Source organism: Pseudoponticoccus marisrubri, assembly GCF_001482405.1.
Lineage (GTDB): Bacteria > Pseudomonadota > Alphaproteobacteria > Rhodobacterales > Rhodobacteraceae > Pseudoponticoccus > Pseudoponticoccus marisrubri.
Genome location: NZ_LPXO01000025.1, coordinates 1 through 24,466, shown reverse-complemented (window position 1 = coordinate 24,466; position 24,466 = coordinate 1). Strand labels below are relative to the sequence as shown.

Annotated in this window: 19 protein-coding genes and 3 pseudogenes; 14 read left to right on the top strand and 8 right to left on the bottom strand. The window is 65.8% G+C overall.

The genetic code is table 11. The features are described 5' to 3' along the window. Positions 1 to 115 precede the first annotated feature (115 nt). Positions 116 to 232 (top strand): annotated as a pseudogene (locus tag AVJ23_RS23675) (integrase core domain-containing protein); the annotation flags it as partial. 152 nt (positions 233 to 384) lie between these two features. Here AVJ23_RS23675 and AVJ23_RS21305 read toward each other — a convergent pair. Continuing rightward, positions 385 to 1,497: a tartrate dehydrogenase gene (locus AVJ23_RS21305; protein WP_058864257.1), complete on the bottom strand. Its 1,113-nt coding sequence runs from the start codon at positions 1,495 to 1,497 to the stop codon at positions 385 to 387. A gap of 123 nt (positions 1,498 to 1,620) precedes the next feature. Here AVJ23_RS21305 and AVJ23_RS21300 point away from each other — a divergent pair, with 123 nt between their 5' ends. From AVJ23_RS21300 to AVJ23_RS21290, 3 genes are all read left to right on the top strand, one after another. After that, a complete protein-coding gene (locus AVJ23_RS21300) occupies positions 1,621 to 2,535 on the top strand; it encodes a LysR family transcriptional regulator (protein ID WP_058864256.1) in 915 nt (304 codons plus the stop codon). 125 nt (positions 2,536 to 2,660) lie between these two features. Then, positions 2,661 to 3,629: a TAXI family TRAP transporter solute-binding subunit gene (locus AVJ23_RS21295; protein ID WP_058864255.1), complete on the top strand. Its 969-nt coding sequence runs from the start codon at positions 2,661 to 2,663 to the stop codon at positions 3,627 to 3,629. A 99-nt stretch (positions 3,630 to 3,728) separates the two neighbouring features. Continuing rightward, entirely contained in the window at positions 3,729 to 5,927 is a 2,199-nt protein-coding gene (locus tag AVJ23_RS21290; RefSeq protein WP_058864254.1) for a TRAP transporter permease, read from the top strand. 410 nt (positions 5,928 to 6,337) lie between these two features. Here the strand turns inward: AVJ23_RS21290 and AVJ23_RS22440 are convergent. The 7 genes and pseudogenes from AVJ23_RS22440 to zrgA form a co-directional block, all read right to left on the bottom strand. Beyond that, positions 6,338 to 6,550: pseudogene (locus AVJ23_RS22440) on the bottom strand (5-deoxy-glucuronate isomerase); the annotation flags it as partial. Positions 6,551 to 6,658: 108 nt separating this feature from the next. Further along, positions 6,659 to 7,310: pseudogene (locus AVJ23_RS21285) on the bottom strand (IS6 family transposase). A 182-nt stretch (positions 7,311 to 7,492) separates the two neighbouring features. After that, positions 7,493 to 8,800, bottom strand: a complete 1,308-nt coding sequence (locus AVJ23_RS21280) for an MBL fold metallo-hydrolase (protein ID WP_157772757.1) — start codon at positions 8,798 to 8,800, stop codon at positions 7,493 to 7,495. Positions 8,801 to 8,882: 82 nt separating this feature from the next. Continuing rightward, positions 8,883 to 9,461, bottom strand: coding sequence for a DUF3299 domain-containing protein (locus AVJ23_RS21275; RefSeq protein ID WP_084794863.1), 579 nt, complete (start codon positions 9,459 to 9,461; stop codon positions 8,883 to 8,885). Beyond that, positions 9,458 to 10,708, bottom strand: coding sequence for an ABC transporter permease (locus AVJ23_RS21270; RefSeq protein WP_058864252.1), 1,251 nt, complete (start codon positions 10,706 to 10,708; stop codon positions 9,458 to 9,460). Before AVJ23_RS21270 ends, AVJ23_RS21275 begins: the two co-directional genes overlap by 4 nt. Continuing rightward, the gene (locus AVJ23_RS21265) at positions 10,705 to 11,379 is read right to left on the bottom strand and encodes an ATP-binding cassette domain-containing protein (protein ID WP_240484766.1); all 675 of its coding nucleotides are present in this window, start codon (positions 11,377 to 11,379) and stop codon (positions 10,705 to 10,707) included. The genes AVJ23_RS21270 and AVJ23_RS21265 overlap by 4 nt, the downstream gene beginning before the upstream one ends. 26 nt (positions 11,380 to 11,405) lie before the next feature. Continuing rightward, the gene (gene zrgA / locus AVJ23_RS21260; protein WP_240484764.1) at positions 11,406 to 12,155 is read right to left on the bottom strand and encodes a zinc uptake protein ZrgA; all 750 of its coding nucleotides are present in this window, start codon (positions 12,153 to 12,155) and stop codon (positions 11,406 to 11,408) included. Between the two features lie 908 nt (positions 12,156 to 13,063). Here zrgA and AVJ23_RS21250 point away from each other — a divergent pair. From AVJ23_RS21250 to AVJ23_RS21205, 10 genes are all read left to right on the top strand, one after another. After that, a complete protein-coding gene (locus AVJ23_RS21250) occupies positions 13,064 to 13,828 on the top strand; it encodes an SDR family NAD(P)-dependent oxidoreductase (protein ID WP_058864248.1) in 765 nt (254 codons plus the stop codon). An 11-nt stretch (positions 13,829 to 13,839) separates the two neighbouring features. Continuing rightward, positions 13,840 to 14,628, top strand: a complete 789-nt coding sequence (locus AVJ23_RS21245) for a crotonase/enoyl-CoA hydratase family protein (RefSeq protein ID WP_058864247.1) — start codon at positions 13,840 to 13,842, stop codon at positions 14,626 to 14,628. A 44-nt stretch (positions 14,629 to 14,672) separates the two neighbouring features. Next, complete coding sequence (locus tag AVJ23_RS21240) at positions 14,673 to 15,713, top strand: TRAP transporter substrate-binding protein (protein WP_058864246.1); 1,041 nt, start codon at positions 14,673 to 14,675, stop codon at positions 15,711 to 15,713. A 96-nt stretch (positions 15,714 to 15,809) separates the two neighbouring features. Continuing rightward, positions 15,810 to 16,262, top strand: coding sequence for a TRAP transporter small permease (locus AVJ23_RS21235; protein ID WP_240484762.1), 453 nt, complete (start codon positions 15,810 to 15,812; stop codon positions 16,260 to 16,262). Further along, complete coding sequence (locus tag AVJ23_RS21230; RefSeq protein WP_058864244.1) at positions 16,259 to 17,581, top strand: TRAP transporter large permease; 1,323 nt, start codon at positions 16,259 to 16,261, stop codon at positions 17,579 to 17,581. The genes AVJ23_RS21235 and AVJ23_RS21230 overlap by 4 nt, the downstream gene beginning before the upstream one ends. 12 nt (positions 17,582 to 17,593) lie before the next feature. Next, positions 17,594 to 18,088 carry a MarR family winged helix-turn-helix transcriptional regulator gene (locus tag AVJ23_RS21225; protein ID WP_058864243.1) on the top strand — a complete coding sequence of 165 codons (495 nt, stop codon included), beginning with the start codon at positions 17,594 to 17,596 and terminating at the stop codon, positions 18,086 to 18,088. Then, the gene (locus AVJ23_RS21220) at positions 18,085 to 19,899 is read left to right on the top strand and encodes a feruloyl-CoA synthase (protein ID WP_058864242.1); all 1,815 of its coding nucleotides are present in this window, start codon (positions 18,085 to 18,087) and stop codon (positions 19,897 to 19,899) included. Before AVJ23_RS21225 ends, AVJ23_RS21220 begins: the two co-directional genes overlap by 4 nt. A gap of 12 nt (positions 19,900 to 19,911) precedes the next feature. Next, positions 19,912 to 20,787, top strand: a complete 876-nt coding sequence (locus AVJ23_RS21215; RefSeq protein WP_058864241.1) for an amidohydrolase family protein — start codon at positions 19,912 to 19,914, stop codon at positions 20,785 to 20,787. Further along, positions 20,784 to 22,391: an acyl-CoA dehydrogenase family protein gene (locus AVJ23_RS21210; RefSeq protein WP_084794861.1), complete on the top strand. Its 1,608-nt coding sequence runs from the start codon at positions 20,784 to 20,786 to the stop codon at positions 22,389 to 22,391. Before AVJ23_RS21215 ends, AVJ23_RS21210 begins: the two co-directional genes overlap by 4 nt. Positions 22,392 to 22,437: 46 nt before the next feature. Beyond that, positions 22,438 to 24,114, top strand: coding sequence for a tannase/feruloyl esterase family alpha/beta hydrolase (locus AVJ23_RS21205; protein WP_058864240.1), 1,677 nt, complete (start codon positions 22,438 to 22,440; stop codon positions 24,112 to 24,114). The last annotated feature ends 352 nt before the right edge of the window (positions 24,115 to 24,466 follow it).

Sequence of the window (24,466 nt, the reverse complement as noted above, 5' to 3'; positions counted from 1 at the left end):
GTCCTTGGATGTTCCGGATTTCTGGCTCATCTTCGCTCCTTGGTGCCTGCGATGATCCAGAAATCCTCCGTTACGAAAACCTCAAATCTGTCCCACAGGCGCTGACGTCAGACAGGTCGAACGCTTCAACGGCCGGATTGAGGATGTCCTGCAGAGCCACCGCTTCCAAAGTGGCGAAGACCTGGAGCAGACGATCATGCGCTATGCCCATCTTTGCATTAGCCAGCTGCCCGGCGGAAAACCAGATTCCTTTGACAGTGCCCGGCCAGCCGAATGATCTCGGGACTGGTCTTGAAATATTTGAAAGGGTCGCGTTGCACCACGGACTGGCGCTACCCAGCCCCCCTGCCCCGCCTCAACCCACGTTCCTTTAACACTGCCAGCTCAGATATTCTCACCGCGGATGGCTTCGCAGACGGCGTCGGTGACCTGCTGCGTGGTGGCGGTGCCGCCCACATCTGGTGTCAGGATGCCGTCGGCGCAGACCTTCTCGACCGCGCGCATCAGCCGGGTGGCGGCGGCGGGTTCGCCGAGATGATCCAACATCTGGCTGGCCGTCCAGAAGGTGGCGACCGGGTTGGCGATGCCCTTGCCGGTGATGTCGAAGGCCGAGCCGTGGATCGGCTCGAACATGGACGGGTAGCGCCGTTCGGGGTCGATATTGCCGGTGGGGGCCACGCCAAGGCTGCCCGCCAGCGCACCGGCGAGGTCGGACAGGATGTCGGCGTGCAGGTTGGTCGCGACGATGGTGTCGAGGCTCTTGGGGTCCTTGACCATGCGCACGGTCATCGCATCGACCAGCATCTTGTCCCAGGTCACGTCGGGGAAGTCCTGTGCCACCTCGGCGGCGATCTCGTCCCACATCACCATGCCGAAGCGTTGCGCGTTGGATTTCGTGACCACCGTCAACAGCTTGCGCGGGCGCGAGCGTGCTAGCTCGAACGCATAGCGCATGATGCGCGTGACGCCGGTGCGGGTGAAGATGGACACTTCGGTGCCGACCTCTTCGGGCATGCCCTGGTGGGTGCGCCCGCCATTGCCGGAGTATTCGCCCTCGGAATTCTCGCGCACGATGACCCAGTCGAGATCACCCGGCCCGACACCGGCCAGCGGCGAGGTGATGCCCGGCAGGATCTTGGTCGGCCGCACATTGGCATACTGGTCGAAGCCCTGGCAGATCGGCAGGCGCAGGCCCCAGAGCGTCACGTGATCGGGCACGTCGGGCGCGCCCACCGCGCCAAAGAAGATGGCGTCAAAATCCTTGATCTGCTCGCGCCCGTCCTCGGGCATCAGCGCGCCGGTCTTTTTGTAGCGCTCCGAGCCCCAGTCGAATTCGGTGACATCGAAGGTAAAGCCGCCGTCGCGGCGGGCCAGCGCCTCGAGCGCCTGCAAGCCAGCCGCGATCACCTCGGGGCCGATCCCGTCGGCCGGGATGGCGGCGATCCTGTAGGTCCGGGGGGCCTGTCTTGCCGCCGTGGCCTCTTTCGGGGTCGTCATGCTGTCTCCTCCTCGTGAACGCGCGGTCCGTTTGTGGTCGAGCGTAAAGGCGGGCCGTCGGGCTTCTCAATTCCAATCAGATTATATACGCTTTCGCGACAAAGGAAGCGAGGGTCATGAGGCATGAACGTCACGCAGCTGAAATGTTTCATTGCCGCCTCCGAGACGTTACATTTCGGGCGGGCGGCGCAGTCGCTGGACATTCTGCCGGCCACGCTAGGGCGGCAGATCCGGCAACTTGAGGATCACCTTGGCGTGGAACTGTTCCGGCGCACGACGCGGTCCGTGACCATGACGGAGGCTGGCAACCGCGTACTGGAGGATGCGCGCGCACTGGTCGCGCAGGCCGAGGCGTTCGAGGAAACGGCCCGCGCCGTGCGCAGCGCCGAGGCGCATGTGCTGCGGGTGGGCGCCATCGACAGCGCCGCCGCCGGGCTGATTCCGCAGATCCTGCAACCCCTGCACGAGGCGCACCCGGATCTGGAAATCCAGATCGTCGAGCAAAAGACCATCCACCTGCTTCCGAAGCTGCTGAGCGGCAGCCTGGACATCGCCTTCTGTCGGCCGCCCGATATCCGCGACCCGCGGCTGGTCTTTCGGACCCTGTTCTACGAAACTGCGGTCGTGGCCCTGCCGAAAGCCCACGCGCTGGCCTACCAGGAGACGATCGAGATCGCCGAGCTGTCGGACGAGCCGCTGATCGTGCCGGACCGGCGCTCGCGTCCCCATTCCCACGATCTGACCATGTCGCTGTTCATGGGCGCCGGGTTGACGGCGCGGGTCGCGCAGATCGCGGAGGAAAAACAGACCATCGTCAATCTCGTGGCGGCGGGCACCGGGCTTGCCATCGTGCCGCGCTGGACCGCGCGGCTGCGCGTTCAGGGGGTGCGCTTCATTCCGCTGGCCAAGACCGACGCCACATCGCAGGCCAAGCTGATCCTGGCCGCGTCCTGGGCGCGGGGCACCCGAGACCCGCTGCGCGACAGTTTCCTGTCCGTGCTGGAGGCGCAGCTGGAGTCGCTCGAAGCCTCTGCCTGATTATATCATGAGTGAATATAATCCGTACCGAATTGAGTCGGACGGGTGTTTTCGCCCACGATTTGTTCCGGAGGCCGTGACTGCACAGCGCTGTGTCACGGAGACATCAACGGAGGAGGAAACCCATGAAATTCACGACTTTCCTTGCAGCAGCAGCCTGCGTTGCCGCGCTGCCCGCCGCCGCGCAGGACAATGCCGACTGGCCGTCCAGCGTCACCATCGGCACCGGCAGCCAGGGCGGCACCTATTTCGGGTACGGATCCGGCTTCGGCGCGATGATCAGCGAGGAACTGGGCGTCAATGCCGGGGTCGAGATCACCGGCGGCCCGGTGCAGAACGTCACGCTGGTCGAGACCGGCGAGCACCAGCTGGGCTTCGTCACGCTCGGCCCCGCCGACGAGGCGCGCCGCGGCGAAAGCCCGCTGATGCCGGGCACCCCGCACGAATCCGTGCGCGCTCTGTTCCCGATGTACCAGACCCCGCTGCAGGCGGCCGTTCTGGCCTCTTCGGACATCGAGAGCTTCCAGGACCTGCAGGGCAAGCGCGTGGGCGTCGGCCCGGCGGGCGGCACCTCGGCCACCTACTGGACGCGGTTCTTCGAGAATGCCGAGGGTTATGACGACGTGACCATCTCGAACGCCGGCGGCTCGGACACGGCGGGCCAGCTGAAGGACGGGCTGATTGACGCCTTCGTCTATGCGGCCGGTCTGCCCACCGGCGCCTATTCTCAGCTGGCGGTGGAAAACGACGTGCGATTCCTGTCGATGGACGAGGAGACGCGCAGCACCATGAAGGAGATCGTGCCGGCGATGGCCGATTTCACGATCCCGGCCAACACCTACGAGGACCAGCCCGAGCCGCTGGAGACCACCTCGCTGTGGAACTTTGCCATCGCGCATGAGGACATGCCCGAGAGCCTCGCCTACGAGATCACGGCGCTGGCCATGGAAAACCATGAGCGCATGATGACGAACCACGCCGCCGCGCGCGAGACGCTGCCGGAGAACGTGGGCAAGAACTCGGTCATCCCGTTCCACCCGGGCGCCGCCCGCTGGTTCGAGGAAAACGGCTATGACGTGCCGGTGATCGAGTAACGCCATCACGCTGCACGCAGCACTGCAGTGACGTCATCCGGGCGGGGCGGGGCTTCCCCCCGTCCGGACTTCCCTGTTTCCGAAGAGCAAAGTGATCCCATGAGCAACGCGCAGCCGCACGAGCCGACCCCGGACGAGGGCAAGTCCGCCATCGAGCAGGAACTGGCACGGGCCAATGTCGACAACGATCCCGTCGCCGCGAACCAGAGGCTGTTCACCGGGACCCGAAACATGGTCATCGCGCTGATGTGCGTGGCCTACACGGTGTTCCACCTGTTGGTCATGAACGTCTACCCGCTGGAAACGTGGGCCTACCGCCTGACCCATGTGGGCGGCGGCCTGCTGCTGGGCTTCCTCCTGTTCGGCTCGCAGGCCTTCGGAGAGGATGCCGACGCAACGCAGCGCGAAGGCCTGCTGTCCAAGGGGCTGCTGGTGCTGGCCGGGGCCGGGATCGTCTACGGGCTGGTCGGGGTCATCGCCGTCTGGATCAACGGGACCGTGCTGGGCGAAACCCTGCCGCCGGCCTGGGCGATGTCGACCTTCGGCCTGCCGCTGACCGCGGGCACGGCGCTGGCCATCGTGCATGGCTGGGTCTTCCCGCATCGCGGACGGATGCAATTCGCGCCCGGCGACGTGCTGCTGGCGCTCTCCGCCGTCGCCTTTACCGCCTACCTGATCTTCTTCGCCCGGCAGCTGCAGTTGCGCGCCGGGATGCCCATGGCCCTGCCCGGCGACATGTGGTCGGCCATCACCGGCGTGCTGCTGATCATCGAGCTGACCCGCCGGCTGGCGGGGCTGGCACTGGTCATCATCGCCGGGGTCTTCGTGGCCTATGCCTTTGCGGGCCCGTGGCTGCCCGGCATCTTCGAGCACCGCGGCTATGACGTGAAGCGCTTCTTCTCCTACATCTTCACCGACAATGGCGTGCTGGGCGCGCCGATCGCGATCTCGTCCACCTACATCATTCTGTTCGTGGTTTTCGCGGCCTTCCTGCAGACCACGCGGGTGGGGGAATATTTCGTCAATCTCGCCTTCGCCGCCGCCGGGCATCGCCGCGGCGGGCCGGCCAAGGTGGCGATCTTCGCGAGCGGCCTGATGGGCATGATCAACGGCACCTCGGCCGGCAACGTGGTGGCCACCGGCTCGCTCACCATCCCGATGATGAAGAAGGTGGGCTATCGTAACCAGACCTCGGCCGCGGTCGAGGCCGCCGCCTCGACCGGCGGGCAGATCATGCCGCCGATCATGGGCGCAGGCGCCTTCATCATGGCCGAGATCACCGGCATTCCCTACATGGACATCGTCTATGCCGCGATCATCCCGGCGGTGATCTACTTCGTCTCGGTCTATTTCATGGTCGACCTCGCGGCGAAGAAAGCGAACATGAAGGGCCTGCCCCGAGACCAGCTGCCCAAGCTCGCGAAACTGGCCAAGCAGATCTACCTTTTCCTGCCCATCGTGGTGCTGATCTACGCGCTCTTCGCGGGATACTCGGTCATTCGCTGCGGGACGCTGGCGATGATCACCGCGGCCGTGGTGTCCTGGCTGACGCCACACCGCATGGGCCCGCGGCAGTTGTTCCAGGCGCTGGACAACGGCGCGCGCATGGTTCTGCAACTGGTGGCGGTCTGCGCCACGGCGGGGATCATCGTCGGCGTCATCGCCCTGACCGGCATCGGCTCGCGCTTCTCGACCGTTCTGCTGGCCCTGGCGGACCAGAGCCAAATCCTCGCGCTGTTCTTCGCCATGGTCGTGTCGATCATCCTTGGCATGGGGATGCCCACCACGGCGGCCTATGCCGTGGCGGCATCCGTCATCGCGCCGGGAGTCATCAATCTGGGTGTCGCGCCGCTGACCGCGCACCTGTTCATTTTCTACTTCGCGGTGATGTCGGCGATCACGCCGCCGGTGGCGCTGGCCGCCTATGCCGGCTCGGCACTGGCCGGGTCGGACCCGATCCGGACCTCGGTCGAAAGCTTCAAGATCGGCCTCGCAGCCTTCGTGGTGCCCTACATGTTCTTCTACTCGCCAGCGATGTTGCTGGAGGGGACATGGTTCGAGATCGCGCATATCGCCGCAACAGCGCTGGTCGGCGTCTACCTGCTGTCCTGCGCCGTGCAGGGCTGGTTCTTCGGACACGCCAATGCAGCGGTACGCGCAGCCCTTGGGGCGGGCGGACTGACCATGATCGCGGGCGGATGGACAACCGATGCGATCGGAGTGGGCATCGCGGTCGTTCTGGTTCTGATCCAGCGCGGACGCATGGGCGCCTCCGATTTCGCCCGTGGCGCGGATTGACGACCGCGGCGGGTGATACGCGAGAAAGCCGCACCCCGGCGAAGGATTCGGGGGACGATTGCGTCCCCCGTGTATTCCGCGACTACATCACGAAAGCCGCCACAAGTGCGTCTATCGCGTCGTCTCCATGGCGCGCGGCAACCGCTTTCAGTCCGACAAGCCCCGTATGAGCCGTATCGCGCAGAGCGCGCGACACCCGGGTCGTTGATTTAGCCGGTGCCCGGCTGCGACGGCCAGGGTCGTCAGCCAACTGAATCTCCCCGGTCCGAGAACGGCAGTGCCTGTACCAGCGCACGAGGCCTCCACCGCGCGCCAGTAGATGTGTTTACCCTGCCGGAGCATTTCTGCGCAAGCGGCAAGCTGGCAAGGTTAGGCGTTGTGCTCTGTTTTCTTGGAAGCGAACGCCTTGTTTACATGAGGTGTTCGACCGGAGGCGTGACGCCGCAGCGCCACTTGCGCAGCGGTCCCGCCATGACATCGAGTAAATTTGTCCCGAACCTGTGCGGTGCGCCGCAGGCATTCTGACCGCGCGGCACGCAAACGACATCTCCGTCATGCACGGCTATCGTTTCGTTCAGCTGGAGTTCGTCCGTATAGACGCGCTGGATGCCGAAGCCGTCCGCCGTTGCTGTCAGACTGTTTCAAGCCTGTCTCGGCAAGGGCAGGATGGCTGTCCCTTAATTTACGCAGAGACCGTGCCACCCAGTGAGAGCGGCGGCCCGGTTCGCTGTCTAGATGTGCCGGCTTGAGAGACCGCGTTTTCAGTTGAAATGATTGTATACAGAGGCATGAACGGACGTAAATGTATTTCTAACTTCGCATCCGCCGAATGCGGAGGATCGCCCGCTCCCGTTGTCGAAACGGGAGGAGCAAATTCTCCACGCGATTGTCAAGAAAGCAACCGATCTTTTGCTGGAACCCCGTCCCCATCACGCGCAGCGCAGCACCGTAAGACCGAAGGCGATCGGTCACGAGCACCTCTGACCGACCGCGCTTCAGCATGACTTTCCTGAGGAATTTCAACGCAGCTTTCTTGTCGCGTGTCTTCGTGACGTAGCTTTCCAGGATCTCGCCCTCGTGATCCACGGTGCGCCAGAGGTAATGCGTCTCGCCGGTGGTCTTCACGAAAACCTCGTCGAGGTGCCAGCGCCAAAGGCTTGTCCTCATGCCTTCGAACCGTCGCTTCCGGATCTCGGCCGCGAACATCGGTCCAAACCTGCGCCACCAGAACCGGACTGATTAGTTGCTCACGTTGATACCTCGCTCGTGAAGCAGACCCTTGTCGTTCCGAAACGACAGCGGGAAACGGATGTACATCATCACCGCCAGGCGGATGATCTCCGGGCTGGTCTTGAAATACATGAAGGAATCGCGTTTGGTCATCGCGAGACGCCAAACAGCCCCCTGCCCTGCAGTAAGCCAAGTTGCTTTGACACGACCAATCGCTTCGACCTTCCAGCTTGCCTGACACCGAAGACCGGGCTCCGTTCTGGACGGGGCCCGACCGGCAAGTCCGTGAGACAGGGGCGCCTGCGCGCCGCCGCCTTTTCGTTGAGAGACCTGCCCTAGTCGAGCGACACCATGGTCGGCTCGTCAGCGCCGCTGGGCGCACACCAGCTTGACAGGATCTCTTTTTTCTCGGGATCGGCCCATGCCGGGTTGTCGAGTGTAAAGACGATCGGCTTGAGGTAGTCGACCGGGTCCACCAGCCAGTGCAGGCGCGGACGGTCTTCCTCGGGCACCCCCATCAGGTCCATCTGGTTGACATAGCCGGCATAGACCGACAGCGACGAGCCTTCCTTGGCCCGAGACCCCGTGGTGATGTGATTGGGGATGTAGATTTTCGGCTCGATCGCGTCCTGGTACATGATCAGGTCTCGCAACCCGTTATTGTCGAAGTTGCCGGTGGCGGCGGTGCCCAGTTGAAGGTCGGTGGGTCCGAGATCCTCGAGCACCTTGATGATCCGCTGGCCATCCTCGGGCGTGCCGTCCCATCCGCGTCCGATGCCCTCTTTCAGGGACCCGGCGGTGTTCTGGTAGACGAAGGAGAAATTCGTGCCGTCGCGCATCATGTAACTGAAGAACAGCGCGTCTCCGCCGCCCGGGGCGCCGCGCGTGGTGCGGTTGTCGAACTGGCGGGGATCCACCGGTTCGTAATCAGGTGCGGCCCGCCGCGGCCAGAGGGGCGTGCCCGCCGGGAAGAGATACTCGTCGCGGTCGTCGACGATGATCTCGACCGGGGTCGGCGGGAAGTCGGGATCGGGCGGCACGGCCTGCGAATGCAGGTGACGGAAGGCCGTCACGCAGGCCTGCGGTTCGAGGAAGGTCAGGTTGACCACCTCGGTGCCCGGGGTCGACCCCATACTGGTCACCGGGACGCAGTCGATCGAGGCGCCCTCGGGGAAGGCGTAGTCTGGGTTCTCCTGGACGCGCGGATCGGCCGACAGCCGCGCGAAGTCGAGATCCATGGTGCTGCAGGTCTCTTCGGTGGCATAGATCACCGCGTCCGTCATCGCCGAGATATAGGCGGCGTTGTCGGCATGGTCATTATGGCCATGGCCCAGCGTGATGGCATCCGCATTCAGGTTCACGAGGTCATGGATGGTCAGCGGGGTACGGCCGCGCTCGACTTCGAGCCGGGTCAGGAAGGTGTCCATCATGACCACCTTGCCGGCCACCGAAACGGCGAAGGACGATGCCGACAGCCAGGACACGATGACCTTGTCGTCCGGCATGGCACCTGTTTCGGGGTCCACGTGTTCGGCACCGAATATGTGCTGGCGCGCGGCGATCATGTCGCTGGTCTCCACCGCAGCCACCGGGGTGGCGAGCGCGGCGGCCGCGACCGACGCCATCAGGAATGACGATCTCATTGTAGTCTCCTCCTTCGGGATATGGGTCCGACGCCTTCGAGGCTCCGGGATGTTTGTCCCGCGCCGCGGCGTTCTTCTCGGGTTATCTCTTGAAATCCTCGATATACGTGGTCTCGAGCGTGTAGCCGACCTGGGCGAGGTCGGTCCGCATCATCCGGGCCTGCATGTTGCCGGTCACCAGCACGGCGTCCCACAGGTTGCGCTGCGGCCAGGGCACCGCGCTGCTGGCAAAGACCAGCTGGTTCGGCGGCGGCGGTGGCGTGTGGATGCAGGCGCCGACATAGGGGACCAGCACGAATTCCGTGACCCCGTCGGCCGTCAGCTCGAGCGGGATCATGTAGCCCGCCAATTCTATATACGCGCCGTCCAGATCTGTGTTGAGCGCGCTGCCATTGGCGTCGAACTCGGGGATCCAGACGTCTTCCTCGGCATCCACGAAGCCGCGGCCGACGATCTCCCCATACGGCAGCCCGTTTGGGATCAGGTCGGTCCAGCGGATGCGTTGCGGATCGCCGGTGGCGAGGGCCGGCGCGGCCGGCCACAGAGCCGCGGCACCAAGCAGTTGCAGAATGCCCCTGCGCGATGCGGTCGCCCCCCGCCGCGACGGGCCGGACGGGCCGGAAGACGAGGTCGGATGCGCGCGAACGGAGGTCTGTGTCATGTTTTCACCATCATTCCATCGGCCAGGGAAAGTCTGTAGGCGCGCCAGGCGGGCAGCAGGCTGGCCGCCGCGGCGCCGCCAAGCACCGCCAGCATGACCAGCATCTCGCGCGTGGCGGGCCAGTCGATCGGCAGCCACAGCCCGAAGGCCGCATCGATCCAGGGCCGCACGATCGCCAGCGCGGCATAGAGCAGCACCATCCCGGCGGCGACGCCCGCAGTCGCGGTCAGCACCGCCTCGCCCAGCAGCAGCGCCACGATGGACCGCGGCCGGGCGCCCATGGCCCGCCAGATCGCCATCTCGCGCCGCCGTTCGTTCAGGCTGGCGAAGGTGACGGCCATCATGCCCAAGATCGACGCCGCAATGACCATGGCCGACACCCCGATCAGCGCCGTCTCGGCGATGCCCGCGACCTGCCAGAGCTCCTGCAGCGCGACGCCGGGCAGCACAGCCATCAACGCCTCTTCGGGATAGGTGTTGATCCAGCGCTGCAGCGAGAAGAGCTCCAGTCGGGACGACACGCCGACAAAGGCCGCGGTGATCGCGTCGGGCTCCAGCGACATCTGCCGCAGCGTGCTTTCGGGCGTGGCCGCGCCGGGTCGGCGCCCGCCGCCCTGCCAGTCCACGTGTATCGCCTCTATCCCCTCGAGGCTGACGATCACGGTGCGATCGACCGGGGTGCCCGTCATCTCCAGAATGCCGGCCACGCGAAACGGCGTGTCTTCGTGGTCGCTGAACGAGGCGATCCCGTGCGAGACGATGATCGACTGGCCGATCTGGTATCCCATGCTGCGGGCCACGTCGGCCCCGATCACGGCATCGAACAGGTCGTCAATCGCCGCGCCCTGCTCGAAGCGCAGCGGACGCCCCCCCCGATAGCGGTAGCGTTCGAAGAAGGCGTTGGTGGTGCCCATCACGCGAAACTGGCCATGGCTGTCGCCCAGCGAGATCGGCACGATCCAGTCAATGGCCGGGTGTCCGGCGATCTCTTCGTAGCTTTCCCAGGTCATGTTGTTCGTCGGCGTACCGATCCGGAACACCGAGTAGAGCAGCAACTGCACCGCACCCGAGCGCGCCCCGATGATCAGGTCGGTGTCCGAGATCGTGTCGGCAAAGCTGTCCTTGGCACCGGTGCGGACCTTTTCCACGGCAAGGAACAGCGCGACCGAGACCGCGATGGAGAGCACCGTCAACCCGACGGTCAGCGCCCGCGCCACCAGGGACCCGAGGACGAGCCGCAGGATCATGCCGCCTTCCGTTCGGTCAGGGCAATTTCCTCGATCCGTTCGACCCGGTCGAACCGGCGGCCCAGGCGCGTGTCGTGGCTGACCAGCAGCAGGCTGGAGCCGGCGACCTGCATCTGCTCGAAGAGCAAATCCAGAAAGCCCGTCTGGGCGCGCTGGTCCAGTGCCGATGTCGGTTCGTCCGCGACCACCAGTTCGGGCTGTCCGATCAGGGCGCGCGCCACCGCGACGCGCTGTTGCTGGCCGACGCTCAGCCGACCCGCCGACATTCCAATTACCTCGGGCTCGAGCCCCATCGCCGTGCAGAGTCGAAGGACCTCGGCATCGACATCCGTCGCCCGTCCGCGCCGTTTGGGCGAAAAGACCAGCGGCAGCAAGATGTTGTCCCGCACGCTGCCATAGGGCAACAGGTTGAACTGCTGAAAGATCACCCCGATCCTGTCGGCGCGGAACCGGTCGCGCTCCGCGGCGGACAGCCGGCCCAGATCCGTCCCGGCGACGTGAAGGCTGCCGGACGCGGCCCGCAATGTGCCGCAGATCAGCGACAGCAAGGTGGACTTGCCGCTGCCGCTGTCCCCCACGATCATCACCGCGTCACCCTTGGCCATGGCAAAGGCGGGTACTGTCAGAGCAAAACCCGGCCGTCCGGGCCACCGGAAGGTCACGTCCGTCATGCTAAGGATCCCGCCATCCGCCATGCTCAGCCGTCGAAATCAAGGGAGATGCTGGCGTCTCCACGCTGGGCGGATGCCGTATCGGCGCCGCCCGCGCTCAGGATGGTGAACTCGAGACGCTGGGCATTGGGAAACCGGTCGAAAAAGGTCAGTGCAAGTCGATCCACCGCTCCGATCCGCGCGCATTCCAGATGATAGGTCGCCACGAACTCCAGATGCGCCTCGCCAGCATGGTCGTCGTCATGATCATCGTGACCCGCGTGGTCATCGTGTCCGTCGTGATCATCGTGGTCACCATGCTCGTCATGGTCATCGTGATCGTCGTGGTCATCATGGTCATCGGGGCTGTCATGGTCGTGGTCGTGATCGTCACCCGCATCAGCCATGTCGCTTGCCATCGAGACAGTTGCGTGGGCGACCGAGCAGCCAGCCGCATCCGGCGGCCCAAACAGGGCCAGCGGATAGGACAACACCTCCAGAGCGGCGTCGATGGCCTGCCGGTCTTCGTCAGAGGTTGCCGAATGCTCGAACCCGACGATATCGGCGCCCGGCGCGAAGACCTGCATCTGGATCTCGTTCCCCTCGACCGCGATCTCGACAGCGCTCGTGCCATGCTGATGCGCCGAGGCCGAACGCATCTCCTGCGCGGCCACGCCACCGGTAAGGAAGGCCGTTGCCAGCGAAAGACCAGTCGCCAGCCGTCGCGTCGTGCGGGGCCCCATGACTGAGGATTCGGATCTGGTGATGGCGCCGGAAACTCTGTCGAGAGTCGTCATGTGCTCGCCCCGCGGGTGTTGCCAACAGTCGCGAAAATGGTACGAGCAGCAGGCGCGCGCGCTCAACGACCCTCCGATTATATAGAGACATGCAATAATTCGGCGGCGGTTGAGGGCGGCAGATTCCTCACGGCACGACCACCCGAATTTACCGCGGCGCCGTCCGGCCAGGCCGCGCCTCCGGCCCATGGATGTAGACGACTTTAATGCGGGTGAGATGTGCCGCAGTCAGGCATCCGAGCCGGACATCGGCGCTATCGTGGCGGTGACCTTCCCATTCACAGAGCGAAGGACGCACCCGCGATGATCCCGTTGACAGACAGCGGCAGCAGCGTGGCCGACCTGAGACGCCAGGCCCCGCGCATTGGAAACAGCCAGTGCGGCCCGATTCCGATACCGAAGCCCTGTCCCTCCCGCGCCCCTGAGCCGCACGCCGTGGGGGATTGCCTCAGGGTCGTCTCGACGGTCCACCCGCGCATCACCGCCGGAATGAATGGCGGCCTCAACGTTCGGTTCCCGGTCTCCCGGTTTTCAAAGGTTTGGCCCGATTCCAATTCCGGTTTCCGATTAGGTGCCACGCTTCCCCAGTCGGTGAAACGGCTCTTTCGCATGTGTCTGCTCCTTCGGAATTGGCGCAGCCTTTACATCGCGGCGCGGGGTTTCGCGGGCGCAGGTCAGTCAGTCCGAGTCTCGAGGCCGACGCCGTTCTGGCGTGGCGAGAATTGGACCCTTCGCCACCACCAAATGCGCGTGGCGCGCACGGCCCGGTACCCGCTCTGGTTCAGGGTGCCGGCGACGCACTATCGGACGTCCCCCGAGGTTGGGAAGCCGGCCAGATACGGCTTTTGGATAATTGTTTATTGACATAACAATACGTCCGTTGAACAAAGAATGCGGGAGGACCGAATATGATTCTATCTGGACAGGCGGCTGCCGTGACGGGCGCAGGGAGTGGTCTCGGGGCCGCAACGGCGCGGCACCTGGCGGCCCGGGGCGCCAGGGTTGCCTGCATCGACCTGACAGAGGACGGCGCCGCAGCCACCGCGGCCGGTATCGGCGGGATAGCCATTGCCGCGGATGTATCCGACCAGGTAGCCGTTGAGGCAGCCTTTGAGAGGATCGGTGACGAGATCGGGCCCGCGCGGGTTGTCGTGTCATGTGCCGGGATCGGCACAGCGCGCCGCATCCTGCCGCGCGACGGCGGCCTGACCATCGACGCCTTTGAGCGGACATTGCGGATCAACCTGCTGGGCACCTACACCGTGATGAACATTGCCGCCCGCGCCATGGCCGCGGCCGCGCCGTTGGACGGTGACGGCACCCGCGGGCTGATCGTCAACACGGCCTCGGTCGCCTATCAGGACGGGCAGATCGGACAGGCGGCCTATTCCGCGTCGAAGGGCGGCGTCGTGTCGATGACCCTGCCCGCCGCGCGCGAGCTTGCCCGTTTCGGCATCCGCGTCATGACCATCGCGCCCGGCCTCTTCGAGACCTCGATGAGCTCCGGCCTACCCGACGAGGTCCGGGCCGAGATCCTCCAGAACGTACCATTCCCGTCCCGCATGGGGCACGCCGAAGAATACGCGCGTCTCGTGCAGAGCATCGTCGAGAACCCGATGCTGAACGGCACGGTGATCCGTCTCGACGCCGCCACCCGCATGCCGATCAAATAAGGAGAGCCTTCGTGTCGCAGCCCCACGCCAGGACAGAGGACGACATTCTGGTCGTCGAAATCGACGGCCCGCTGGCCATTCTCACCATGAACCGTCCGAACAAGCGCAACGCGATGTGCGACGAGCTGCTCGACGCGCTCGACGCCTTCTTCGGCACCCCGCCCGAAGGCGTGCGCGCGGTGGTGCTCACCGGCACGGCGGGGCACTATTGTTCGGGTCTCGATCTCAGCGAGCACGTCGCGCGCGACGCCGAGGGCACGATGCGCCATTCGCGCAACTGGCACCGGGTGATGGACGTGCTCCAGTTCAGCGGCCTGCCGGTCGTGTCCGCGATGTTCGGCGCGGTGATCGGCGGTGGCCTTGAGCTGGCGGCCTCGACCCATGTGCGGATCGCTGAGCCCTCGACCATCTTCCAACTGCCCGAGGGGCGGCGCGGGATCTATGTCGGTGGCGGCGCCAGCGTCCGGGTCGGGCGCATCCTGGGCGCCGACCGGATGTGCGAAATGATGCTGACGGGCCGCAAGTACAATTCCGACGAAGGGCTGGCACTGGGGCTTACGCATTATGCCGTCGGCGAAGGCGAGGCGCTGGATCTGGCCAAGGACCTCGCGCTGAAGATCGCGAAGAACGCACAGCTTTCCAATTTCATGATGATCCAGGCGATCAGCCGGATCTCGGACATGTCGCGCGCAGACGGGCTGTTCACAGAAAGCCTTGCTGCCGCCGTGTCACAGACCAGCGCGGATGCCGGAGAAGGTCTCAAGGCGTTTCTGGAGAAACGCCCGCCCGTTTTCCGCTGACGCGCAGCATCTTAATCAGAGTTTATTTCAAGGGAGGAACCGAAATGACCAAGTTCACACGCCGTACAGTACTGGCCTCGATGGGGGCCGCGCTGGCCACCCCGGCGCTTCTGAGCCTCGCGCACGCCGCCGAGGTGACGCTGCGCCTGCACCACTTCCTGCCGGGCGTGGCGCCGATGCACACCCGCTTTTTCGAGCCATGGGCGGCCGAGCTGGCAGAAGCCTCGAACGGTGCCATCAAGGTTCAGATCTTCCCCTCGATGCAGCTGGGCGGCAAGCCGCCCCAGCTGGCCGACCAGACCCGGCAAGGCATCTGCGACATCGCGTGGACGCTGCCGGTCTACACGCCCGACCGCTTCCCGGTTGCCGAGACCATGTCGAACCCTTTCATGGTGACCAATGCCGAGGCGTCCAGCGTCGCGCTGCACACGCTGATGGACGAATTCGGCGAGGGCGAGTATCGCGGTATGAAGCCGCTCGCCTTCCATACCCATGACGGCGGCAAGCTGCACACCCGCGATGCCCCGGTGACCAGCGAGGCGGATCTCGAGGGCCTCAAGCTGCGCGCGCCCAACCAGGCGACCGGCCAGATGCTTACCGCTCTTGGCGCCGAAGTGGTCTTCTTCCCGGTCACCGACATGGTGGTCGGTCTGTCCAACGGCGTGATCGATGGCTGCTGCCTGCCCTACGAGGTGGTGCCGGCCTTCAAGTTGCAGGAGCTGACCTCCTACAGCGCCGAGCCCGCGCCCGGCGCGCGCGGACTTTATGCCAACACCTTCGCGCTGGTCATGAACCAGAGGAAGTTCGACGGGTTGTCCGACGATGTGAAGGGCGTGATCGAGGCGGCATCGGGCATGGAGCTGTCGCGCCGCATCGGCCGGCAATTCGACGAGTTCGAGGCCTTCGGCCGCTCGATGGTCGAAAAGCAGGGCAACGAGATCGCAGAGATCCCTGCCGCGGAGATCGCCCGCTGGCAGGAAGCGGCCAAGCCGGTCCATGACGCCTGGATCGAGAAGCTGAGCGCGGCGGGCCACGATGGTGCGGCCATCATGGCGCGGGCCAACGAACTGCTCGACGCGGGCTGAGCCATGTCCGGACATGTCCCCGCGAACGGGGATCGACAGGGGGGCGAGCCCCCCCTGTACCGGTCCCTTCATGCCCTGTGCACCGCACTTGCGGCCTTGGGCGGCCTGATCATTTTCGGCTCGGCAGTGGTTGTGACCGGGTCGGTGATCGGCAGCACACTCGGCCTGGGCGGCTTTCGCGGCGAATTCGAACTGGTCGAGCTGGCCTGCGCCGCCTGCGCGTCGCTGTTCCTGCCGCTGTGCCAGCTGAGCCGCGGACATGTCATGGTGGACGTCTTCACGAACTGGATGCCCCGCTCCACCAACCGCACGGTCGACGCGCTCTGGACGCTACTTTTCGCGGCGGTCTGGGCGCTGCTGTGCTGGCGCCTGTTTCACGGGCTGCTCGAGATCCGCGGCTATGGCGACCGCACGATGCTGTTGCGGGCGCCGCTCTGGTGGGCCTACGTGCCGGCGGTTCTGGGCACCGGGCTGTCCTCGGTGATCGCGCTCTACGTCGCCGCCTCGGATCTGCGGCCAGACCTCGTCTCTCCGGGAGGACGCCGATGACCCCTTTCGCGATCGCCATCCTGCTCATCGTCGCGCTGTTCGTTCTGATCTTCCTGCGCATGCCCATCGCGCTGGCGATGGGGCTGGTCGGCGCGATCGGCTATGTCAATCTCAGTTCGACGGCCGGACTGTTGGCGTATCTGGGCACGGCCTGGGTCGACAAGTTCATGTCCTACGATTTTGCCGTCGTGCCGCTCTTCATCCTGATGGGCCACCTTGCGACGAATTCCGGCATCTCCGCCTCGATCTTCTCGGCCGCGCGGGCCTGGATCGGCCATCTTCGCGGCGGGCTGGCCATGGCCGCGGTGGCGGGCTGCGCGATGTTCGGCTCGATCTCGGGCTCGTCACTGGCCACCGCCTCGACCATGACCCGCGTGGCCATGCCCGAGATGCGCAAGCACGGCTTTTCCGGCGCGCTGTCCTCGGGCGCGCTCGCCGCCGGCGGAACCCTCGGCATCCTGATCCCGCCGTCGGTCGTGCTGATAATCTACGCGCTGATCACCGAACAGAACATCGTCAAGCTGTTTCTGGCTGCCACGGTGCCCGGCATCCTTGCCGTGATCGGCTTCATGATCGCGATCTCGGTCTATGTCCGTCTCTTCCCCGAGGAAGGCCCGGTGAGCGAGAAATCGACCTTCGGCGAGCGGATGCGGTCGCTGCGCGACATCTGGCACGTGGTCATCATCTTCGTCGTCGTGCTGGGCGGCATCTATGGCGGCTTCTTCACCCCGGCGCAGGGCGCGGCGGTCGGCGTGGTGCTGACGCTGGTGCTCGGCGTGCTGAAAGGCGGGCTGACCGCCGGTGCGATCCTCGAAAGCCTGATCGCCACCGCCGGGTCAACCGCGATGATCTTTGCCATCGTCTTCGGCGCCGACCTGTTCAACGTGGCGCTGGCGCTCAGCCGGATGCCGATCGAGGTCGCCACATATTTCGGGGCCTCCGACATCCCGCCGATGGCCATCCTGCTGGCCATGGTGGTCTTCTACCTCGTCATGGGCTGCCTGATGGACAGCCTGTCGATGATCCTTCTGACCGTGCCGGTGTTCTTTCCCACCATCATGGCGCTGGATTTCGGCCTGGTCCCGGAGCAGCAGGCCATGTGGTTCGCGATCATCTCTCTTGTGGTGGTCGAGATGGGGCTGATCACGCCGCCGGTGGGGATGAACCTCTTCGTGATCTCGGCCATGGCCCGGGATATCCCCATGACCCAGATCTTCCGCGGCACTGTACCCTTCATCGCCGCCGAATTCACCCGCATCGCCATACTCATCGGCTTTCCGGCGCTCAGCTACTGGCTGGTGGATCTGGTGGCGAACTGAGGAGACACGCCCATGAAAGAGAAAGCCGCGCCTGAAAAGGCCGTTCCCCCGAAACAGACCGACATGCTGCTGCGCCAATTCATCGGCTACAACATGAAGCGTGCCTACCTGCAGATCCAGGACGACATGGCCGAGACGCTGGAGCCGCTGGGCCTGCGCATCGGCACGTTCTCGGCGCTGGCGGTGATCATGGCCAGCCCCGGCATCTCGCAGACACAGCTGTCCGAGGTGCTCAACATCAAGCGGTCCGGCGTGGTGGTGGTGGTCGACGACCTGGAGCGGGCCGGCGCGGTCCAGCGCACGCCGGTACAGACCGACCGCCGCGCCTATGCCTTGCAGGTCACCCCGGCCGGCAAGGCACTCTGGGCACGGGCCGAGCAGGCAGTGCAGGCGCACGAGGCCGCGCTGTTTGCCGATCTCGACGCCGACGAGCGCCGCGCCTTGCAGGACCTTCTGGTGCGCGCGGCGCGCAGCGGGGCAAAACACAGGAAGGGAACGGACGGATGATCGACGCAACCACCGGGCTGCGCCTCGTCCCGCATGCCGTGTCGATGCGGCGCGAGACGGACGCGCTCTACCTGACCTCCGACGTACCGGCCGATCCGGTGGCCGGACGGACGCTGGACTGGCTGCACCGCTGGGCAGCCGAGGCGCCCGACCGGGTCTTCCTGAGCGAGCGGGCCGGCGCAAGCTGGCGCGACGTGACCTATGCCGAGGCCTTGATCTATGTCCGCGCCATCGCAGCGGCCCTGATCGCGCGCGAGATGGGGCCGGAGACGCCCATCGCGATCCTTTCGGGTAATTCCGTCGATCACGCGCTCCTGTCCTTCGGCGCGCAATATGCCGGCGTACCGACGGTGCCGCTGGCCGAGCAGTATTCGCTGATCCCCGAGGCGCATGGCCGGCTGACCTATGTCCTAGGCAAGGTCAAACCGACCATGGCCTTCACCGACGATGCCGGCCGCTATGCCGCCGCGCTGAAGCTGGCGCAGTTCGACGGCATGGAGGTGGTGGCCACGGCCACCGAAGGCGCGTCGCGCGACGTGACCGCCTTTGCCGACCTGCTTGCCACCGAGGTGACCGACGCCGTCGACGCAAGGCACGAGACCGTCGGCCCGGACACCGTGGCCAAGATCCTGTTCACCTCCGGCTCCTCGTCCGATCCGAAGGGCGTGCTGACCACGCAGAAGATGATGTGCGCCAACCAGGCGCAGATGGCCTCGGTCCTGCCGTTCCTCAAGGATCGCCCGCCGCGGATCTGCGACTGGCTGCCGTGGAACCACGTCTTCGGAGGCTCGCACAACTTCAACATGATGCTCGCCAATTGCGGCACGCTGGTGATCGACAGCGGCAAGCCGACGAAGAAGGCTTTTGCCGACACCGTGCGCAACATCACCGAGCGGCCCGGCACGCTGGCCTTCAACGTGCCGGTGGGCTTCTCCATGCTGGTACACGAGATGCGGGACAACGCTGCGCTGCGCGAGGCCTATTTCCGCGATCTCGACCTGATCTTCTACGCGGGCGCCTCGCTGCCGCAGGAGGTCTGGACTGCGCTCGAGGACATGGCGCGCGAGGTGCGCGGGCGCCTGCCGCTGATGATCTCCAGCTGGGGCATGACCGAGACCGCGCCGGCCACGATCATGCTGCACGAACCGATTGGCCGATCCGGCGTGATCGGCGTGCCGCTGCCGAGAACCGAGATCAAGCTCCTGCCCGATGACGAGATGCGCTGCGAACTGCGCGTCAAGGGCCCCAACATCATGCCGGGCTACTACAACGATCCCGACAAGACGGCGGAGGCCCTGGACGACGAGGGGTTCCTGATCACCGGCGACGCGGTGCGCTTTGTCGATGACGCCGATCCCGATCGCGGCCTGACCTTCGACGGCCGCGTCTCGGAGGATTTCAAGCTGCTGACCGGAACCTGGGTGCAGGCCGGCAAGCTGCGGTTGGACGCGCTCGAGCGGCTGCACGGCTTGGTGCAGGACGTGGTGATCTGCGGTCATGACCGAGACGCCATCGGCCTGTTCATCATTCCCCGACCCGATCAGGTGCATGGCGACAACAGTTCGGAAGGGGCCGTGATCGACCCGACCCTTCAGGCCGAGATCGAGGAACGGATGCGCGACATGGCGCGCGCCGCCACCGGCTCGGCCAAGCGCATCAGCCGTGCGATCATCCTGGCCGAGCCGCCCTCGCTCAAGGATGGCGAGATCACCGACAAGGGCTCGCTCAACACGCGCAAGATCATCACCCGACGCGCCGAGTTACTCGAGCGGCTCTACGACAACGAAGACCCGGCCCTGATCCGGGTGTGAGGGAGGACAGACATGATCGACTTTTCCAAGGTTCGCGCGATCGACATCCACACCCATGCCGAAGAACCCTGCGGCTGCCACAGCGATGACGGGTATGATGACCTGCAACGCACGATGGCGGGCTATTTCGGCGCGCCGTGGGAGCACCCGCCGACAATCCCCGAGACCGCCGCGCATTACCGGGAACAGAACATCGCCGCGGTGATCTTTCCCGTCGATGCCGAGCGCGAGACGGGCTATCGCCGCTATTCCAACGACGAGGTTCTGGAGCTTGTCCGGCAGAATGACGACATCCTGATCCCCTTCGCTTCGATCGACCCCTGGAAGGGCAAGATGGCGGTGCGCGAGGCGCGCCGCCTCGTCGAGGAGCACGGCATCAAGGGGTTCAAGTTCCACCCCACGATGCAGGGATTCTACCCCAATGACCGCATGGCCTACCCGTTCTACGAGGTGCTGGCCGAGCATGGCTGCGTGGCGCTGTTCCATACCGGGCAGACCGGCGTCGGCTCGGGCATGCGGTCGGGCAACGGGATGCGGCTGAAGTATTCCAATCCGATGTATCTCGACGACGTGGCGGTGGATTTCCCCGACATGAACATCATCGCCGCGCATCCCAGCTTCCCCTGGCAGGAAGAGGCGCTGGCCGTCGCCCAGCACAAGCCCAACGTCTATATCGACCTCTCGGGATGGTCGCCGAAATACTTCCCGCCGATCCTCGTGCGCTATGCCAACTCGCTGCTCAAGAAGAAGATGCTGTTCGGCTCGGACTGGCCGATGATCTCGCCCGAGAAATGGTTGGGCGCCTTCGAAAAGGCGGATTTCAAGGACGAGGTGCGCCCGCTCATTCTCAAGGAGAACGCGATGCGCCTGCTGGGGGTCGCCGAATGATCCCCTTTTCCGCCCCGATCGAGGAGATCCTATTTTCGCTGCGCGACGTCGCAGGCGCGTCCGAGCTGCCGAACTGGGATGACGACTTGGCCGGTAACGTGCTGGCTGCCTTCGCCAGCTTCGCCGAAGGCGTGATCGCCCCGCTGGATGCGCCGGGCGATGCGCAGGGCTGCCGGCTGGAGAATGGCCGTGTGCGCATGCCGGACGGGTTCGCGGACGCCTTCCGGCAGCTGTCCGAAATGGGCTGGCAGGGCCTGACCGCGCCCGAGCGCTTCGGCGGCATGGGACAGGGAGCACTGATCTCGGCGATGGTGTCCGAGGTCTTCTCCGGCGCAAATCACGCGCTGCAGATGGTCTGCAACCTCGTGCCCGGCGCGATCTCCACCCTGCTCCGCTTCGGCACCGACGCGCAACAGGCGGCATGGATCCCGCGCCTGGCCACGGGCGAGGCGCTGTCCACCATGTGCCTGACCGAGCCCGGCGCGGGATCCGACCTGTCGCGGGTGCGCACACGCGCCATACGCGACGGCGCACTCTGGCGCTTGACGGGCGAGAAGATCTTCATCTCGGGCGGGGACCAGGACCTGTCCGAGGACATCCTGCATCTCGTCCTCGCCCGCACCGGCGCGCCAGAGGACGGGGTCAAGGGCCTGTCGCTGTTCCTGACAGCCAGGTCGCAGGCCGGGGCCGCGATCAAGATCACGCGGATCGAGGAAAAGCTGGGCCTGCACGCGTCGCCCACCTGCCAGATGGCCTTCGACGCCGCGCCGGCCGAGCTTGTGGGCGCCGAGGGCGAAGGGCTCAAGGCGATGTTCACGCTGATGAACCATGCCCGCCTCGACGTCGCGTTGCAGGGCGTCGCCCATGCGGCCCGCGCCCATGCTGTCGCCGCGTCCTACGCCGCCGAGCGCAAGCAGGGCCGCAAATCCGACGGGAGCGACGCGGTGCTGGCCGATCATGCCGACGTGCGCCGGATGCTGGACACGCAGAAATGCCTCGCGCTTGGCGCCCGGGCGATGGTGCATGTGACCCTGGTCGAGATGGCACGCGGCAACGGCGCGCTGGTGGATTTCCTGACCCCGGTCTGCAAGGTGTTCTGCACCGAGGCGGGGCTTCACGCCGCCGATCTCGGGATCCAGGTGCTGGGCGGCTATGGCTACCTGACCGAATACCGCGTCGCCCAGACCTGGCGCGATGCGCGGATCACCTCGATCTACGAGGGCGCCAACGGCATCCATGCGCAGGCCACCGCCACCCGCGGGCTGCGTGTGCAGGACGGCGCGGGCGCGGATGCCTTCGACTCGCTGATCGGGCGGCTCACCGATCATCCGCAGGTCATGGCGCTGCGCGAGGAATGGCGCCGGGCACGGGCTTTCGTGGCGCAGGCCGCCGACCCGGCGGAGCACGCGCATGATTTTGCGAACCTGACCGGCGATCTGTTCTATCGCGCCGTCTGGGTCCGCATCGCCGCGGTGTCCGGCAGCGCCGCGGTGTCCGGCAGCGCCGCGGTGTCCGGTAGCGCCGCGGTGTCCGGCAGCGCCGAGATCGACCGTCTGTCCCGGCGGGTGCTCAGCCCGGCTCCGGCGTGGCAAAGCGCGGCATGACGGACGGGCCACGGCCCGAAAGACCAACACAGGAGGAGACCCCAACATGACATACGCCAGAACCGCGACACTTGCCGCGCTATTCGGCCTCAGCGCCGCCGGCGCCCATGCCCAGGCGCAGGATTGCAGTGCCGTCACCGCGGACAGCTTCGGCCTCGACGGGCTGGAACTGATCGGCGCCGAGCCCGTCGCCGCCGGCACCGACCTGGGCCGCGCCGGGCCGGCCCCGGCAGATCACTGCTCGGTCACCGCGCGGATCGGCCAGCATACCGGCATCGACGGCAACGAATATGCGATCACCTTCAACCTGAGGCTGCCCGACGACTGGAATGGCGACTTCTACCACCAGTTCAACGGCGGCAATGACGGCAATGTGGTCCCGGCGACAGGCGATCTGAAGTCCGGCGACCGTTCGCAGACGGCGCTGCGACGCGGCTATGCGGTCGTCTCGTCGGACGCGGGCCATGACGGGCGGACACATCCCGATGCCGGCATGGCCGGCGCCTCGCGTTTCGGCTTCGATCCCCAGGCGCGGGCCGACTACGGCTACCAGGCGGTGGCCAAGCTTCACCCGGTAGCGCTGGACATGACCGAGGCCTATTACGGCAGCGCGCCCGAATTCGTCTATGGCGGCGGTTCCTCGAACGGCGGACGCCATGCCATGGTGGCGGCCGCACGCATGCCCGACGCCTTCGACGGGTTGCTGATCGGCTATCCCGGCTTCAACCTGCCGCGTGCCGCCGTGCAACACGCCCTGGACGTGCAGGCACTGACCGCGGTGACGGGCGATATCCGCACCGCCTTCAGCCCCGACGACATGGCCCTCCTGCAAAGCGGAATCCTCGCCGCCTGTGACGGGCTTGACGGTCTGGAGGACGGCTTCGTCCAGGACATGACCGCCTGTCAGGGCGCGTTCGATGTCACCGCGCTGCGATGCACCGAGGGGCAGAACGCGGATTGCCTCGACACCGCGCAGGTCACGGCCTTGCAGACCATCCAGGCCGGGCCCAAGGACGCCGAAGGAAATCAGCTCTATTCCGAGTGGGCCTGGGATCCCGGCATGGCCTCGGGCAACTACCGCCTTTGGAAGCTGGAAAGCAACGTCGGCCCATGGGACAACTATCCCCGCATCGTCGTCCTGGGCGCGCCGTCGCTGGCGCAGGTCTTCACCACGCCGCCGACGCGGGTTGACGGCGCCAACGACGCGCTTCTCCAGTATCTGCTCGACTTCGATCTGGCCGAAGACGCCGCCGCGATCCACGCCACCGACGACACCTACACCGAAAGCGCCATGGACTTCATGACGCCCCCGGGCTCGGACAATCCGAAGCTGGAGGCGGCACAAGAGGCGGGCACCAAGCTGATGATCTTCCACGGCGCGGCCGATCCGGTCTTCTCCGTGCTCGACACGGTCTCCTGGTATGAGGCGCTCGACGCCAACAATGACGGCACCGCCGCATCCTTTGCACGGCTCTTCGTCGTGCCCGGCATGCCACACGGCGCGGGGGGGCCCTCGACTGACGAGATGGATTTCTTCACGCCGCTGGTCGACTGGGTCGAGAACGGCGCCGCGCCGGATCACGTTGTCGCCGGCGTGACCGCGCGCAACCAGGAAGGCCGCGCCACCCTTGGCAACGTGACGCGCAAACTCTGCGCCTGGCCGACAGTCGCGCGCTACAAGGGGGACGATCCTGCCCACGCCGCCAGCTTTGCCTGCGAATGAGGTCCCCGTGACCGATGCCTAGATCTGCTCCGGCCTCTTCGGAGGCCGGACTTGACGGGGTGCAGACGACACCTGTCCGCGAGACCGATTTCTCTTCGGCCGGGGCGTAACGGAGGGTCGTCCGAGTGACCTTCCCCGCCGTTAGGGCCGGGGTGATCCAGAATCTTCCGGTCGGTTTTGGCCTGCTGCCGGTTTTGTGGACACCGGCCAAGCAACTGTATCTTTCATGACCGCTGGTCGGAAAGCGGGCTCGATGGGCTGGAGGATGCAGCGCCGCACCCGGGCTCTGTCTGGAACCGCCTTCCGGACGAGACCCGGGCCGACATCATCGAGTTCGCCCTCGAGCACGAAG